The following is a 16,635-nucleotide window of genomic DNA, read 5'->3' as shown; positions in this document are numbered from 1 at the left end:
GACAAAATGATCTTTTGATCGCCGTAATACAAGAATTTTAATACCTTTATATCAGTTAAACTAAAGATAATTCACACGAACACTACGATAACAGAACAACCTTCCAATCGCTGTTATCCCCAGATTTTTTTGATTCCCTTTTTAAAAGGGAAAATCCGGTGATAAAGGCGAACGCTTCGCTTTTTCAGGTTTTTTCTGTTCTCTCCGCTATTGTGTGAGTAATTAGTCCAAAACATATTAAAGGTGAAACTCGGATAAAAATTGCAACGGCTATGCTTTTAAAGCTCATTTCTGTCTTCTCCGTTATCATGTAAATTTCCAGTTTCATTTTATATAAATAGTATACTTTATATTGTCCTATATAAAGGTATTCGACGCAAAACGCCCCCGGCATATAAACCGGAGGCGTATGTGTAAGCCTGTAAATTATTGGTGTTTTGCGATAATTCCTTTGAGCGCATCTTTCGAGTTCAGACCAACCACTTTATCAACCGGTTGACCGTCTTTGAAGAAGATCAAAGTTGGAATGCTCATTACGCCAAAGCGGGAAGCAGATTCCGGATTTTCATCCACGTTAACTTTAGCAATTTTCACTGCATCGCCAACTTCTGTGGACAGCTCTTCCAGGATTGGAGCGAGCATTTTACAAGGACCACACCAAGGCGCCCAGAAATCAACAAGAACCGTTCCTTCGCCTTCTACTTCAGCGTTGAAGGATTGATCGGATACGTTAACAATAGCCATGAAATTGTCCTCCTTATATATACTTACGGTTTTATTTTAACCTGTAACGTCGTGAACGACACTTCCAGTATAACACAGGTACGTCAAACTTGTGAATTGAACGCTGCAATGTTCATCTTCCCAACATCAAATCTTCACAATTACAGGATGTGGCATACCAACTTCAAAATCTTTACAAACGCTTTCTTTTCCAAGTATACTAAAATTACTCCGGGTTTCAGCCCCCATACGGGCAAGCTGTTTCCCCATAAGGAGGCAATAACATGGATGCAAATGTGCGGATCAGCGACCCGCGTGAACATGTGAACGAGGAACCCCGCAACGATCTATTTGATCTGATCGCGGGTGTTGCCGGCATGGCCGGCCTGATGACAGTGATCTTTTTCGGTATGGTTATCTTCAAATTCCTCACCGAATAGGACACTCACAGGTCTCACGCAGGACCAGAAAAGCCCGGTTTTCGCGACAATGCGAAAGCCAGGCTTTTTTTGGGACTACTTTAGCTTTTGATTGCAATCAGCTCAGCTTCTAAATGGTAAACTTCACAGATTAATTTGAAGATTAACCTTGTCCAGAACCATTTCGTTCAATTAGATCGGTTCAACGTTTGCCGCGCTGATTCTCACCCCGAACGGAGATGACATCCACAAATGGACGAATCCGGTCCATGAGACGCTGCCCTTTATTCATTTCCTCGCCGTCCCGATTGGTGAAACTAAGATGTTTCTCCAGCCCATCCAGATTGTAATTGGACGTATAGAACGTTGGTTTGCGATTCATCCGATAGTTCAGAATGGACCCCATCACATGATCTCGAACCCAAGGGTTCAGATTCTCTGCCCCGATATCATCAAAGATGAGCAGATCACAACTTTTCAAAATATCCGTCATTTCCTTCAGCTTCTGCCCTTCACTGATCATGGATTTCAGATCCTCCACAAAGTCAGGCATATAGATGATGACACCCGTATGGCCTGCAACCGCCAGTTCATGCAGCAGATAACACATCAGAAACGTCTTGCCTGTCCCGAATGTTCCTTCCAGAAACAGTCCTTGCGGAGATAATCCATTCTCCTTGGTCTCCCTAATATAACGAAGCACCTGATTCACTGCCGGAGCACGCATCCGATCCTTGCCCATAATCTCAACGTCGTTGTATCCGGCACTGAGTGCACGCTCGTCCACATAGAAACTGCGAATACGTTGCTTAATGATATGTTCATTTTGCCGGGCGATATGTTTGGAACAAGGCGCTTTTATATCTATGATTTCGGGTTTACCGTTAAAATGTTCTACTTCCAGTTTGCAAAAGTGGCCCTGAAAATCGTTAGGACAGTTGTCGAGTCCCGGACAATTCGCACAGTTCTTAGAGTCTTTGGCGTACTGAAACAGCTTGCTCAGATCGGTCATGAGCTGTGCATCTTGCAGTTCAGGATGACCTGCGCGGAATTCGCGTACGTACGGATTTTCCATCAATTCCGCCGCAATCCGCCGCGATTGCTCACGAAAGGCAGGGTTCAGCTGCTGAAGCAGTCCTCCCAAGGATTCCATGGCTTCAAGCCCCCTTAATGTTTCAATATAGAATAAACAATTGAAGTGTACCCCTGACCATCTTGATGGCATAGGAACTTTCGATCATTTGCAATTCTACTGTTCATTCTATAGAAAAACAACCAATAACTCAACAGATACATCTGGTAAATAGCGTAACCTTTCCACCACCGTACGTAATGCCTAGTTTAGAGCACACTTGCAGTCCTGTACCTTTTAGTGTGTGTTCAAAAGTCTGTTTTTCGACTCTTTAAACAACTTTTATCAGCGGCGCAAGCCGACAGTAACGATCTCGCATGAACCTGTCTGTATGTTCCATTCCTTGCTGGCAAATGATAATGTCGACGCCTCTTCTATGTTGTGGGAATGAAGCATTTCGCCCTCTTCCTCCAGGATGTTGCTTTTGTATGCCGTTTCGAATGGCTGTGGAATCACTTGTGATGTTGCAAGCTTCAACGTGGCAGAGTCAGTGGTCATATTGAACCAGCGGAGCATCACATCACCGGAATCCTCATTTACCTTGAGCGAAGAAAATGCTAAACCGTCTCCTTGCCATGCAAACGGTGTGTTGCTAGGTGTCAGATAACCCGGGTGTACTTCAGTCTGTGCCAGCGTCCAAGGGACCTGGAACTGATACGCCTCAATATATGCGCCTGACGCTGCACCATTGCCATCATGCGGAATGATCTCGATTTTAAACGTATGTTCACCAAGACATTGTGCTTCAGGTGTCGGGAACAAACCCCAGTCTCCAAGTTCACCCACAGCACGAAGGAGCGTAACCGCAATAGTATTGCGCCCATCCTGAAGGACTTCATATTCATTCAGACCCAGATTGGCAACGACCAATCCGGCGTCCTTTTCACTCACATCCACAAAATTCTGTTGATGTTGTGTATTGCTTGGATTTTGCCACTCTGGTGCAGGCTTGTTATCACGTGTTGCAATTTCGAACATGGAATCCACATGATGAACAGCAGATACAAGATCCGTCGGGAAAAGAGCACGTACCCGATGATCCTTCGCCTGATTGTTGAAGGTTGTCTCCAATTGTACTCCTTTTCCACTACGACTAAGTGATATAACCGTACGGATCTGAAGTGGAATAATTTTAGTTGAACGCTGGGCTTTACGATGTGGATAATAAATCAGTTCCCGCTGTTCCTGATCCAGCATCTCATCCGCTGACTCCGGTATTTCCCAATGATGAATCACCTCGAACGAGGCCAAGTATGATGTATCCTCAAGGACCCGAATTTCGGCCTGAAGTACTTGTGTTGTCAATGCAACTTCATTCTCTGGTTGCTTGAACATGTATTCATTACCGATATCACCCACATTTTCGTACACGCCAAGGTCCTTATAAGTCCGGCCTGTTCGTTTGTCTGTAATTGTGAATGAACCGTTGTCTGCAATCGTGACAATCATATGTTGATTTTCCATGCCACGTTCACCACGCAACAGCGTAGTCGTTTTCGACGGAGTACCACTCTTGGCATCATCCGCAAAGTTGACCAATGCATAGGTTTTCAGGCCAAATGCAGCTACATTCTCTGTTTCAAAACGAATACGAACGCGCCGACAGCTATACGGCTGACGGAAGCGGTCATCCGGCAGATCATAGCCAAATTGCAGACCCAGATCTTCCACCGTACATGGAATCTGCGTACCTTCTTCATCTACAAGGATACGACCTGACAGATCAACGGCGTTCATCTGCGCCGCCATCTCTTCCAGCGTGTATCCTTCCCGGAAATACAACCGAGCCGCATCCAGTTCCATCTGAACCACACCGCTTCGTTCCCACCCTGTTGTATTAAACACCACAACAGGCCGGGCATGCTCGCCATAGCGTGCAAAGATGGAGGTATCCACGGCTGTGGCAATCTGGTTGGTGCTGTCCTCAATTAATGCTTCTGCTACATGACGGCTCTTATCAAACCGTGTCACCATCTCACGGTGTACCTCATCCACACTGCATCCACAGATGCTGTCATGCGGGTGATTTTGCATCAGCGTTTTCCATGCATACGTCAGTTGATCATGTGGATAAACATGACCAAGCAGATAGGCAGAGGATGCCAGTGGTTCGGCCACTTTTTCCAGCATGGTCTGGCCCAGTTGGTTCATCTGTTTCAGATACACACGAGCCGAGGCCGTGTTCACCAGAGTTCCCCAGCCATCGGTACGCTGGCTGCGCAGCTCTCCTTTGACCGTGGACAGCTCATGTTCAGCCGATACTCTCAGGGCGGTCAGATAGTCCGGGAAGTTCGAGTGAACAAACTCGATATCGGGATATAATTGCTCAGCCATACGGATGGCTTCTGGCAGGTCTCGTTGAATCGGTTGGTGATCACATCCGTTCATGTACAACAACTCATTGGTCGATGCATATTTCTCAGCGTCTGCAAGCTTGGTTTCCCAGAACTTGCGAGCCGAAGCCTCGTCTACCGGAACCTCATTCCCGTTGGAGTACCAGTTAGCAAACAATACGCCGAGCACTTTCGATCCGTCTGGTCCTTCCCACATCAGCTCCGAGAAGCTTGATTCATATCCGGCATCCGAAACCGTATTATTAAATCCCGTAGGCTTCACACCACGTCCAAAGAACACATTATCAATGCCCGATTGCTGCATCAGCTGCGGAGTCTGCCCGACCAATCCGAATGTATCGGGAAAGTAACCAATTTTCGAAGGTGTACCGTAACGTTTGGCATCCTTATGTCCAACCTGCATGTTGCGCACATTGGCTTCTCCACTCGTCAGAAACGCATCCTGCAAAATGTACCATGGTCCAATCACAATTCGCCCATTGCGAATATGTTTCTCCAGTCGTTCCTTCTGCTCCGGTCGAACCTGAAGATAATCTTCGATGATAATCGTTTGTCCATCCAAATAAAAGCTTTTATAGTCCGATCCCTCATCAAGCTGATCCAATAGTGAATCCACGAGCTGAATGAGCCGCATATGATGCTTCTCATACGGCAAGTACCATTCCCGATCCCAGTGGGTATGCGAAATAATATGTGCTCTCTTCTTCTTAGTCATCGTGTGATCCCACCTCTTTCATCTTGTTGTACAATCTCAACCTCATCAGGGCGATACACCGCAGTCAGCTTTCCGGAAACATCTGTCGCAAACAGCACCGAACGATTTTTCTCCAATTGGAACGAGTACGATACACCTGTACGTTGATCTCTCACATGAACTTCATGGTTCAAGGCAAACTCCGATACAAATACATACAGATTCCCTTTTGGAAAACTCAGCTTCCGGCCGTAGATCCCTGCGATATCTCCGCCAGATATCCATTTCAACTCCTGTTCGATGCCCGAAATCTCGGTTGCATAACGATACAATTCAGCAAGTGGCTCATCCCGTCCGTTTAACTCGATCGGCAGTGGAGTCCAGATTAATTTCCCTTTGCCCAAAGGCAGAACGTGTACTTCATCTGCTGTACCATTATCCCCATGAAGCAAAGTCTCCTTTGCCACCTCGGCGATCCGACGCCGTCCATAGGTCACCCGGTGATTCACGCCATTAATATTCAGCAGCTCTTCCCGCTGCACGTTACCCAGACTGCGTTTGCCGACGATATGATCTGCCCGGTCAGTTGCCTTCCAGTACGCATCCAGTCCCAGCGGCCCTGTAATGAGCAGGCTCGTGCCTTCCTTCTCCGCAAACGTGAGCAATTGATGCAGTGCATCGCTGTCCATATTGTGCGGACTCGGTAGGATAATCAGTTTCGGTGGTTGCTGCTCCAACGCTTCCAAATGATATTCGGATAACGCACGGAATGGCAATTTCAGATCATAGGACATCACACGAGTTAGCTTTGTTGTGGCATCATAGGCGAGGGCACGGTTGGAAAAGTCATTGGAATAAGGGAACACCACTGCAATATCTTCCAGCTCACGGTCTTCAAAGAGATCACGAATGCCATGCATGAATCGGCCAAAATCATAAGACACATCCGCCTCTGGTTTCTCCGTACCATCTGCACGAAGGGCTCCGATATGGGACTCATTGGCATTATCCATATAAAAGTTGGTGTTCCAGATCCATTGCACGGCGCCTGCGCCGCCTGTCGAGAAAGCATAGGCGTACTTTCGTTCGAGAATGCCACGAAGCTCTTCTTCCGTACGTTTGGCTCGCCCATCCGGGGTTTCCACATACATGATGCCTGTCTCCTGAATGAGATTTGGTTTATGTGGCGTTTTGGCGAAAATACCGTCCCAGATCAGATCATCGTTTAACCACCAGGAATGCACCGTTGTATAGTCCACTTCACGCTCATAGAAGAAAGGTGAAGGACGCTGTGCACCAAGGGCTTCGTCCTGTCCCACAGTGACCAGATGATTCGGTACCAGATCCTTGATCGTACCTACAAGCTCTCTTGCCCAAACATTGTGCATCTCCATAGAGAAGAGACAGTAATCGAGCCAGCGTGTTCCTTTTTTGGCCTTGTGCATATCCTGTACATCAAAATTAATCTCTTCCGGCTCAGGGATGACCGCGGCTGCAAAGTCGGGAAGCTGCTTCGGTGACATGTTCCATGCCTCCTGCAACGTTTCTATCGTCTGATGCCGCTGCTGAAGCCACTCGACAAAGGCTTGCTGTTCATATGAATCCCTCGCCGAGCGTGGACCAGCTGAGAAGATGCGCACCGGATCAAACATGGATGGCTCATTAATCAGATCCCAGTCCACATGGGTTGTATGCGTGTGACGACTGACGATGCTGCGGATGAAACGTTTCTGAGCCTCCACACTCTGCGGGTCCAAATACGGATTCGTGCCTTCCCATGTCTCCGGTGTAAAGGAGAAGAAGGTAAACGTGACCTGTAAGCCATGCCGTTTCGCCGTTAAAATAAATGCATCAATGGCACGAAGCACATCCTCTGCCATATGTCCGTCCACCTGCATCATGTTGCGATAGGCGGTCCAGATTCCCGTCCGAATCCAGTTAATGCCGGCTTTTGCCATCTGAGCCATGTCTCGATCCCAGACATCCGCATTGGGCAGAAATAAAAATTTCCGTGCCACATCGGAGGTCATGTAGGTCATGCCTACAACGGGTAGAGGACGTCCGTCTTTTACAAAGTAGTCCCTGCTGCGGGTAATCACTTCCCCTTCTGCCAGCAATGCTGCATCTTGTCCCCAGAAGCCCTGACGCAAGGTCCGAACTTCCCCGTCAGGTGTCTGCGCGTGGCATACGATCCTATACAGCCCACTTTCAATGGAAACCGGGAGAAGTATACGTTCGAAACGCTGATCACCGGAAAGTTCCATCTCCAGTTGATGGCTCCATACCTTCTCCGTCGTTCCACTTATGCGATCCTCATGCTCGACCGTTATGTCAAACGTCCACAGCTCGGACTCGGTAAGTCTATTGCCTGCACGCTGTAAAATCTGGCCTTGAAGTGTGAGTACAGCCCGTTCATCTGGCTCATAAGAAGCATAATTGGTTTTCAGGGATAACTCAGTTACACCTTGCGCACAGAATTGCGCCCACTTCACCATCTCGTCAGCGCCATCCTGCGTCCAGAATGAGGTGGTCAGCGGCAGATGCACAAATATCCATCGTGAACCAACGAAAGTCCCGCGGGAGTTTTCCCACAGAACGACCGGAGCGGCGATGCTACGTCCATCCTTGCTCATGCCACGGAGTAATGGATAAATCTGCGTACTCATGGGACCAGATGAACCCATCTGGTGGGGCAGATCACTTGTTTTGGTTGTATGTGGAACCAGATTCCATGTATCTGCCTTCTCAAACAGTCCTTCTTTCCCAGTGAGAAGCGGGATCTGTTCGGATGACGTGTACGATTGCACATTGGCAGAAGATACGTTCAACGCTTCATGAATATAGAGTTCCTGGTGATACGCGGTCTGCTCGGATTCTACGACCCATGCCCCATTCTCATATCGAACCGGGTGTTTAAATGGTGCGCCCCCCACACTGATCAGGCTTCCGCCCTGATGCAGATAAGCTGCAATCTCCATCCAAGCCGATTTTGGGAAATACGGGGCGTGCAGATTGACGAAACATCCTTCACCAGCCGTCGCTTTCAACGCCTCTGCAAGTTCATCAGCGTTTACAACGGTGATCTCTTTGACTGCTTTCCATGTATTCAGAGCCTGCTCGGTTGGAAAAGCACCTTCCATTGGAAACGCAGGATCAGCGAAGATAATCAGCTTTTTATCATTAGGTTGGATACTCATAACAGGCCATCCTTCATGGATTTATAGACCAACTGGGAGAACAGGCTGTTGGACCATGCAAACCATTTTCGTGTAAAAATCGTTGGATCATCAGCGTGGAAGCCTTCATGCATATAACCTGTATCCGCATCTGTCGCTTCGAGCATGCGAATAATCTCCAGTTTCTCCTCGGCAGACTGCGCAGTCAGACCTTGCATGGACAATCCCATATGCCAGATGTAATCTGGTGGTGTGTGCGGGCTACCGATTCCTTTGGCAACCTTGCCCTCATAATAGAACGGGTTCTCTTTGCTCAGAGCGAAGCGGCGGGTATTTTGGTAGATCGGATCATCCGCTGTGACGTAACCCAGATATGGAATGGACATGAGTCCCGGTGTACCCGCATCGTCCATAAGACAGTGGTTGCCATAACCGTCCGTCTCGTACGCATAGATCGGTCCAAATTCCGGATGACGATAAATACCGTACAACTGAATGCCGTGATCTACGTCCTGCTCCAGATCCTTCAATTCCTGCAAAAGTTCCATATCCCGGAACACCCACTCGGCAAACTCCTGCATTTGGCGCAGAGCTACCACCGCGAACATGTTGCCAGGGATATTGTAGTGGAAATCACACGCATCATCACTGGAACGGAAACCGGACCAGATCATACCCGTGTAGTTGACTGGCATACCCTTTCCGTGATTGCGCAGGGAATCTGTTGGGATACCGTTATTGCGAGTGAAGCGATATGGAGATTGTTCCATGTGATGCTGTTCGACTTTGAACAGGTCCACGATTTTACGCATCGCTGCTTTGAAGCTTGAATCGAAAATGTCAGTCAGTTCGGTTTCCTTCCAATATAAATACGCCAAACGTACAACAAAACATAATGAGTCAATCTCAAATTTGCGTTCCCACACCCAAGGTGACATCTCGGTCTCGTCCGTGGTATTCCAATGCCAGTCGTTAGCAGTCTCATTGAAGGCATTGGCATATGGATCGATGTGAACATATTGGATATGACGTTTGATCAGCCCGCCAATAATGCGTTGCAGGTCCTCATCTTCTTTTGCAAACGGAATGTAATGTACAACCTGCTCCACGGAATCACGCAACCAGGAAGCCGGAATATCTCCTGTGATAACAAAAGTCGTACCGTCCTCCATCAACTTCGTTGTTGTTTCAATAGTGTTGGGGAAGCAGTTTTTGAATAATTGAAGCAGTTTTGGTCGGTGAGCCAGTTTCTGTTCTGCTTCTTCGAGCACGGCCTGAATGGATTGTGGCAAAGCAACAGGTGGCATAGGTATTTTGGGTAATCTGAACTGTTCCATGGATGAGTGCAACTCCTTAAACAAATTGAATGGTGTAGCTGTACAGGATGAAACAAAAAATTTACACGGGACCACTGCGCGGTCAGAAATATCCTCCGATCGCTGTTATCCCCAGATTTTTTTGATTCCCTTTTTTAAAGGGTGAAATCTGGGGATAAAGGCGAACGCTTCGCTTCTTCGAATTCTTTCTGTCCTCTCCGTTTATCGTGTAAATTTTTAGTTGAACATGTATAGCTCAAAAATATTTCAAAAAGGTTTACCGCAGTAGCACGGTTTGTATTTGGTAGGGTTTAAAAGATAGTGTAATCTGGCCGTTCGTGTGGGCCAGTGGTTTGATTGGTTCTTCCAGTGCGTTGGAATGGTACGCTTGCTCGAACGCATGTGGCCATTGCAATGTGATGTTTTCGCGTTTGCCTGAGGATTCATAGAAACGCAGCACGGTGCCGTGTCCATCCTCTGCCAGTTTGACGGTATCCAGAATGACATGCTGGCTTTCGAAGTTAATCCATGAGCCAGTTGCTGGACGTGAGTGAGCAACAGTTACTGTTGCATCTGCGGTTGCTTCAGACTCTGCGCTTTGTTGTGATTGATCCCTCTGCTGCATCTGTTCCATCGATTGCTCTTGTTGTGCCTGTTGTTTTTGCTCTACTTGTTGCACGACCACTTCCGTGTTCAGTTCAGCTGCCTGGCGTACGGTGTGTGCGTTTCTCCAGTCTCCGTCGTGTGGATACAGGGAATAGGTGAATTCATGTTCTCCCAGATCAGCCGTACGGTCAGGCCATTTTGGTGCTCGCAGCAAGGACAAACGAATGGTACTTCCCTGCACGTCATACCCGTACTTGCAGTCGTTGAGCAAACTCACGCCGTATCCATATTCGGATACATCCGCGAAGCGATGTCCACAGACCTCATACTGGGCTTGTTCCCAGCTTGTGTTACGATGCGTTGGACGTTCCAGTGCGCCAAATGGAATCTCAAATGTGGCCTTGGAGGTCACCACATCCATCGGGAAACCAACTTTCAGAAGTTTGTGATTTTCGTTCCAGTTCACCTGTGTTTGGAAGTCAATTCGCCGTAAGTCATGATAAAAGACGATATCTTGTGTGATTTCCGATTGATGTAGCTTCCACCGGAAGCGCAGGACATCTTTCGTTGTACCCGCCAGCACCAGCTTTTTCTCCAACAGTTCCACTTCGCCAGCAATCTGTTCCTCATAACGACTGTCGATATCCCATGCATCCCAGAGCGTTGGGCGATCGTGGAAGAAGTGAAGTTGATTGCCACGTTCACCCGGCTTCAACATCTCACGCTCTGCGGTTTTATCCCACAGACGGGTGATCTCCCCACGTTCATTGAACTGCACATGATAAAAGGCAGTATCCCATGTATCATTAAAGGTTGGTTGTGCGGCAAGGGTGGTCATTTCCCGTACATTCGTTTCCCTTGTGTTTTCCGGTACCAGCCAAATCGTCTTATATCCAAACGCCGGAATGTCTGTCACGAGAATAGACATACTTCCATCCTCCCGATCCATCCGCAAGCGCTGGCCTTCTTCATCGATGCCGTAGCGATCCAAGCTATCCTGCACAGCCAATTGAACAACTGCACTGCGTTTCCAGCCCAGGCTGTTGAATACAACATAGGCTAATGAACCTTCCGGTCCCTCTGTGTTGATACCCGTTGTCAATGCTGTAACACCCTGGGTCAATCCGTTCTTACCTAATTCAAATACCTGTACATATTCCTCATTCGAAGTGACGTAGGATTCCGTAATCGCCGATCCCGGTATAATATCGTGGAATTGATTCAGCAAAATCAATTTCCAGCCGTCATGCAGTGCTGAACGCACTTCAGCTTCGGTATTCGCCTCCATATCTGGCAGAGCGAGTGTATTCCACAATTCAGCTTCACGATATAGAACTTCCGCTTTCCGGTTGTTGCGCTTATTACGCGCATGGGTCGTGTAGGTTCCCCGATGTAACTCCAGATACAGATCGCCATGCCACTTCGGAAGTACAGGTTGCTCCTTTTCAATTCCGGCAAAGAAAGCTCCAGCTGTGCTATAACGGCTCGCAGGCTGACCTACCATCAGGTCTGCGCGATCCACATACTCCAGCATCTCGCGTGTTACGCCACCGCCGCCATCTCCGTGTCCGTATAGAAGCATATGCTCCGGATGCGCTGCTTTCTCACGGTAGGACTGCCAGTGATCATGAATGTCCTTCGGCAACGTATGCTCGTTAACACCATGATTGAGGTAAGACAGAATGGGTGTTCCATCAATGCCCACCCAGTGGAAGAGATCATATGGAAACACATTTGTGTCATTCCATCCGAGCTTTGTTGTCATGAAATATTCCACATTGCCATGCTTCAAAATCTGCGGCAGGGAAGCACAGTACCCGAATGTATCCGGCAGCCATTCAATCTGTGATGTCTTGCCAAACTCCTCCATATAGAAACGCTGACCATATAACATCTGGCGAATCAGGGACTCCCCGCTCGGGATGTTCAGATCCGGCTCAACCCACATGCCGCCCACCAGCTCCCAGCGACCTTCTACAATCCGCTGCTTCACCCGCGCGTACAGCTCAGGGTCATGCTCTTTCACAAATGTATATAACAAGGGTTGGCTCTGCGAATACACATAGTCAGGATATTCATTCATGAGTGCATCCACGGTGGAGAAGGTACGGCTAGTCTTACGTACGGTCTCGCGCACAGGCCACAGCCAGGCAATATCAATATGGGATTGTCCTACCATATGCTCCAGACCTTCCCCGTTTCCGCCAATCTCACGCACATGATGCTTCAGATTATTCTCAATCTGACGAATACCCTCTCCCTGCTCAATCTCTTCTGCTGACATGCCTACAAATTGATCCATCGCACGATACACCAGTTCTATCAGGCGAACCCGCCGAAAGTCACTTTCCGGTAGCAACACAGCCGAATCACGCACAATAATGACGGTATACATCAGACTACGAACCGCTTCATTTGGTCTCACCAGCAGGCTCGTAATGGATGTTATCGGCGGCTGAATAACCGCCTGTTGATTCAAGGGGTCCACAGGTTCAGGTACCGGATCAAACATCTCAATCTCAAGTTCCGGAGCGTTTCCGACTTTGGATGGATCAAGCGTGACGTAGGTATGATTGCGGTCAAGGCCCTGATAAGAGTGACCATTTACCCGAAGCAAACCTTCTCCGCCTGTCTCAAATACAAGCCCATAAGGTGCTTGCTGCCATGTAGCAGGAATCTCCAAACGTGTTCTAAAAAAATAAGTCGTTCCCTGTTTGCTCGGAAAACGCTCAAAATCTTGCCCTTCGGGGTACTCACCATGATCCTCATACTGTCCTGGCACATTATAATAAGCGCGGGTAATGTCCCAGCTACGCAGCTGTAATTGCTCCAGCCACTGATGTTCGGACAACTCGCGAATAAATCGTCTGATACGTTCCAACGTCTTACGCCTCCCTTACGGTCAGTTCGGCCATTTGCGTATCGTTAACGCAGCTGCCGATATGGATATGGAATTGTCCCGGTTCAACAACAGGTTTCAAATCACGACCAATATACTGCAGTTGCTCGGCTCCGATTCGGAATTCCACGGTCTGTGTCTCTCCAGGCTCCAAGTTAACTTTTGCAAACCCCTTCAGTTCCTTGGCGGGACGAGTCAGTGAGCTGACCACGTCAGAGATATACATTTGTACAACTTCTGCACCTGCATAACGGCCGGTGTTGGCCACATTCACCGATACCTTAACTGAATCATCAGTTGTCATGGACGAAGAACTCAGCTTCGGTTCGCTGTACTCATATGTGGTATAACTCAGTCCGTATCCAAATGCATAACGTGGCTCCAAATCCTCTTCGAGGTAACGCTTGCCTCGGGAACGTTTGCCGTTATAATAGATCGGTAATTGGCCGACATGCTTTGGAATGGAGATCGTCAATTTGCCTGACGGATTCACATCACCGAATAGAATATCTGCAATGGCACGACCGCCCTCTTGACCCGGATACCACGCCTCCAGAATTGCATCGGCATGTTCATCGACCCAAGGTTCAGTGATCGGACGACCATTAATGTAAACAACGACAAGTTTCTTGCCGAGCTTGTGAATTTCCTGAATAAGTTCCAACTGTACTCCGGCAAGACCCAACGTCATCCGGTCGATGCCTTCGCCACACTCCATATCGTTCCATGAGTTATCCGAGACATTGGAAGCGCCCGTTTTCAGATCGATCGTTCCTTCTCCAAAGTCACGTGCACTGGAGCCGCCAACCACCATAATGACCGTATCCGCCTGGCTGGCAATTTCGATGGCACGCTCAAATCCTTCTTTTGAATCACCTTTAATCCGACAGCCCGGTGCATAAAGAATCTGATCTGTACTGCTGTCACCAGTCAAAGGACCAACAGAACTCTTCTCCGTTTGCCCATTCACATGATTAGCCAGCTTACTGCGAATCCCATCCAGTACCGTTGCCACTTTGGACTTCGGTTGCGGAGATGTGTAATCGCCCAGTTGATTGTAAGCTTGGTCTGCATTAGGACCAATAACGGCAATCTGTCCCACATCTGCTATCGATAGAGGTAACGTGTCAGCCTCATTTTTGAGAAGTACAACCCCTTCCGCCGCCAACTGCCGTGCCAGTTGAACATGCGCTTCACTGCCAATCACTTCCGCTGCCCGATCGGCATCCACATAAGGCTGTTCGAATAAACCCAGTCTGAACTTCAACGCCAGCACGCGAGAGACAGCCTGATCCAGAACCTGCACATCAAGCTTGCCTTCTGCCACCGCCTGCACCAGATATTGCCCAAACATCTCACCGGACATTTCCATATCGATGCCTGCCTCAATCGCCTGTACGGAAGCTTCCATTCCATCTGCCGCGACATCATGCCCACTTGCCAGCATGTTGATCGCACCACAATCTGTAATGACCAGACCGTCAAAGCCCCAATCCTTACGCAAAACATCTTCCAGCAATTCTGTATTCACGGTGCAAGGCGTGCCATCAATTTCGTTGTACGCTGGCATGATCGACGCAGCGCCAGCTTCCACCGCTTTACGGAATGGATAGAGATCCACTTCCAGCAGTTCACGCCAGCCCATATGTACAGGCCCTGCATTACGTCCACCTTCCGAGCTGCCATAACCAACAAAGTGTTTCAGCGTTGCCGCTACTGTATCTCCACCGTCAAGACTTCCACCCTGAAGTCCTTCTACGGAAGCAACTGCCAGCTCTCCAATGAGAAACGGATCTTCACCAAAACATTCCTCGGTACGTCCCCAGCGCGGATCACGCACAACATCCAGTACCGGAGAATAGGTGACCGCACCGCCTTGAGCACGTGTCTCCCGCGCTACTGCCTGGCACATCTCCCGATACAGATCCACATTCCAGGTGCTCCCCAACAAGAGGGGAACAGGATAGACCGTTCCGTCAATGGCCATATGACCATGCGAGCACTCCTCCCCAATCAGAATGGGAATCCCCAGTCTGGAATGTTCTATCACATAACGTTGAATCAGATTGACCGCCTCAGCGCCTTCTCTGGCCGATAGTCCATTTTCCAGCGTGACGCCAGTCCATGGATCTGCCCGAAGCGCACCGTAAAGCGAACCGATGCCCCCATTTTCCACTTGCTGCTTAAAGGATTCGTTTAACATGATGTTCCCTTGATCATTCGTATAGGTCTGCCAGCCAAATGGCTGCGTAAGTTGACCTACCTTTTCTTCCGTAGTCATCAGGCTCAGCAGGTGTTGCACCCGTTCCTCTACGGATTTCCTTTGATCCTTATAAGTCATCACTCTACATCTCTCCAATCCTATAACGTGATCCGGTTATTCTTTGACCGCACCCACCGTCAGACCCTGTACGAAATAACGCTGGAAGAACGGATAAGCGAATATAATTGGCAACGTAGCAAGCACAACCATCGCCATTCGGGACGTATCCTGCGGAATGGACTGCATGGCTGCCAGACTCATCGAACTGTTAGCAGAGTTCTGCTGGATAAACTGGATACTCGACTCAATCCGCATTAACATGGATTGCAGCGGTACCAGATTCGGATTATCGATGTATAATAGCGCATTGAACCAATCATTCCAGTAACCGAGTGTACTGAACAACCCGATGGTTGCCAGTCCCGGCAAGGAGAGTGGAATCACGATTTTCATAAAGGTATAGAACTCACCGGCACCATCAATTTTCGCAGATTCAATGACTGCATCCGGCACACTGGTGGAGTAGAATGTACGCAGGATCATAATATAGAAGGCATTCATCGCCAGCGGCAGAATCAGTGCCCATAACGTATCTTTCAATCCAAGCAGCTGGGATACAACCATATAGGTTGGAATCATCCCGCCGTTAAACAACATGGTCAGAATCGCAAAGATGGAGAAAAATCTCCGATATCTGAAGCTCTTGCGAGAAATCGCATACGCATACAGCGACATGAGAATCAAACTGATAATGGTACCGAGTACTGTCACCAGAATGGTAACTCCATACGCACGCAGCAGCGTGTCCCCACTCTGCCAGACAAACTGATATGCCGCGAGACTCCATTCTGCCGGAATCAGACGATACCCATCACGGGCCAGTGCTTTCTCGTCTGTAAACGAGATAATAACTACAAATATAAAAGGAAATACACAGATCAGAGCGAATAGACCGGCGATAATGTTCATGATCACGTTCCATCCGCTGGATACGTGGTGGAAGTCGCGTTTTTTAACAAGCCCTGCTTGAGCCATGGTGGTTCACTCCTTTCC

General features: G+C 48.4%; 9 protein-coding genes. 1 reads left to right on the top strand and 8 read right to left on the bottom strand.

Annotated features, from left to right (window positions below; translation table 11 throughout):
- Positions 1-426: 426 nt before the first annotated feature.
- Positions 427-744 carry a thioredoxin gene (trxA, locus tag IFU39_RS27440; RefSeq protein ID WP_017692451.1) on the bottom strand — a complete coding sequence of 106 codons (318 nt, stop codon included), beginning with the start codon at positions 742-744 and terminating at the stop codon, positions 427-429.
- A gap of 263 nt (positions 745-1,007) precedes the next feature.
- Between trxA and IFU39_RS27435 the strand changes: the two genes are divergently transcribed.
- Positions 1,008-1,163, top strand: coding sequence for a hypothetical protein (locus tag IFU39_RS27435; protein ID WP_017692450.1), 156 nt, complete (start codon positions 1,008-1,010; stop codon positions 1,161-1,163).
- A 181-nt stretch (positions 1,164-1,344) separates the two neighbouring features.
- On the opposite strand, the gene dnaI is transcribed toward IFU39_RS27435, so the two are convergent.
- From dnaI to IFU39_RS27400, 7 genes are all read right to left on the bottom strand, one after another.
- Positions 1,345-2,295 (bottom strand): primosomal protein DnaI, encoded by a 951-nt coding sequence (gene dnaI / locus IFU39_RS27430; protein WP_076319793.1) that lies wholly within the window; start codon positions 2,293-2,295, stop codon positions 1,345-1,347.
- Between the two features lie 264 nt (positions 2,296-2,559).
- A complete protein-coding gene (locus IFU39_RS27425) occupies positions 2,560-5,343 on the bottom strand; it encodes an alpha-mannosidase (RefSeq protein ID WP_192135921.1) in 2,784 nt (927 codons plus the stop codon).
- On the bottom strand, positions 5,340-8,519 hold the full coding sequence (locus IFU39_RS27420) for a beta-galactosidase (RefSeq protein ID WP_192135919.1): 3,180 nt from the start codon (positions 8,517-8,519) through the stop codon (positions 5,340-5,342). The genes IFU39_RS27425 and IFU39_RS27420 overlap by 4 nt, the downstream gene beginning before the upstream one ends.
- A complete protein-coding gene (locus tag IFU39_RS27415) occupies positions 8,516-9,835 on the bottom strand; it encodes a glycoside hydrolase family 125 protein (protein ID WP_074096344.1) in 1,320 nt (439 codons plus the stop codon). The genes IFU39_RS27420 and IFU39_RS27415 overlap by 4 nt, the downstream gene beginning before the upstream one ends.
- Positions 9,836-10,091: 256 nt before the next feature.
- Positions 10,092-13,301: an alpha-mannosidase gene (locus tag IFU39_RS27410; protein ID WP_192135917.1), complete on the bottom strand. Its 3,210-nt coding sequence runs from the start codon at positions 13,299-13,301 to the stop codon at positions 10,092-10,094.
- Between the two features lie 4 nt (positions 13,302-13,305).
- Complete coding sequence (locus IFU39_RS27405; RefSeq protein WP_192135949.1) at positions 13,306-15,660, bottom strand: glycoside hydrolase family 3 N-terminal domain-containing protein; 2,355 nt, start codon at positions 15,658-15,660, stop codon at positions 13,306-13,308.
- Between the two features lie 36 nt (positions 15,661-15,696).
- Entirely contained in the window at positions 15,697-16,617 is a 921-nt protein-coding gene (locus IFU39_RS27400; RefSeq protein ID WP_062837930.1) for a carbohydrate ABC transporter permease, read from the bottom strand.
- Positions 16,618-16,635 lie beyond the last annotated feature (18 nt).

It is taken from the genome of Paenibacillus sp. CFBP 13594 (assembly GCF_014842675.1).
Lineage (GTDB): Bacteria > Bacillota > Bacilli > Paenibacillales > Paenibacillaceae > Paenibacillus > Paenibacillus amylolyticus_B.
The sequence above is the reverse complement of the archived record's forward strand: the minus strand, read 5'-3'. Positions and strand labels throughout refer to the sequence as shown.

Excerpts from the sequence above, each read along its gene's own strand:
- dnaI (WP_076319793.1), bottom strand. The coding sequence starts at position 2,295 with ATGGAATCCTTGGGAGGACTGCTTCAGCAGCTGAACCCTGCCTTTCGT.
- IFU39_RS27435 (WP_017692450.1), top strand. The coding sequence starts at position 1,008 with ATGGATGCAAATGTGCGGATCAGCGACCCGCGTGAACATGTGAACGAG.
- IFU39_RS27400 (WP_062837930.1), bottom strand. The coding sequence starts at position 16,617 with ATGGCTCAAGCAGGGCTTGTTAAAAAACGCGACTTCCACCACGTATCC.
- IFU39_RS27425 (WP_192135921.1), bottom strand. The coding sequence starts at position 5,343 with ATGACTAAGAAGAAGAGAGCACATATTATTTCGCATACCCACTGGGAT.
- IFU39_RS27405 (WP_192135949.1), bottom strand. The coding sequence starts at position 15,660 with ATGACTTATAAGGATCAAAGGAAATCCGTAGAGGAACGGGTGCAACAC.
- IFU39_RS27420 (WP_192135919.1), bottom strand. The coding sequence starts at position 8,519 with ATGAGTATCCAACCTAATGATAAAAAGCTGATTATCTTCGCTGATCCT.
- trxA (WP_017692451.1), bottom strand. The coding sequence starts at position 744 with ATGGCTATTGTTAACGTATCCGATCAATCCTTCAACGCTGAAGTAGAA.
- IFU39_RS27415 (WP_074096344.1), bottom strand. The coding sequence starts at position 9,835 with ATGGAACAGTTCAGATTACCCAAAATACCTATGCCACCTGTTGCTTTG.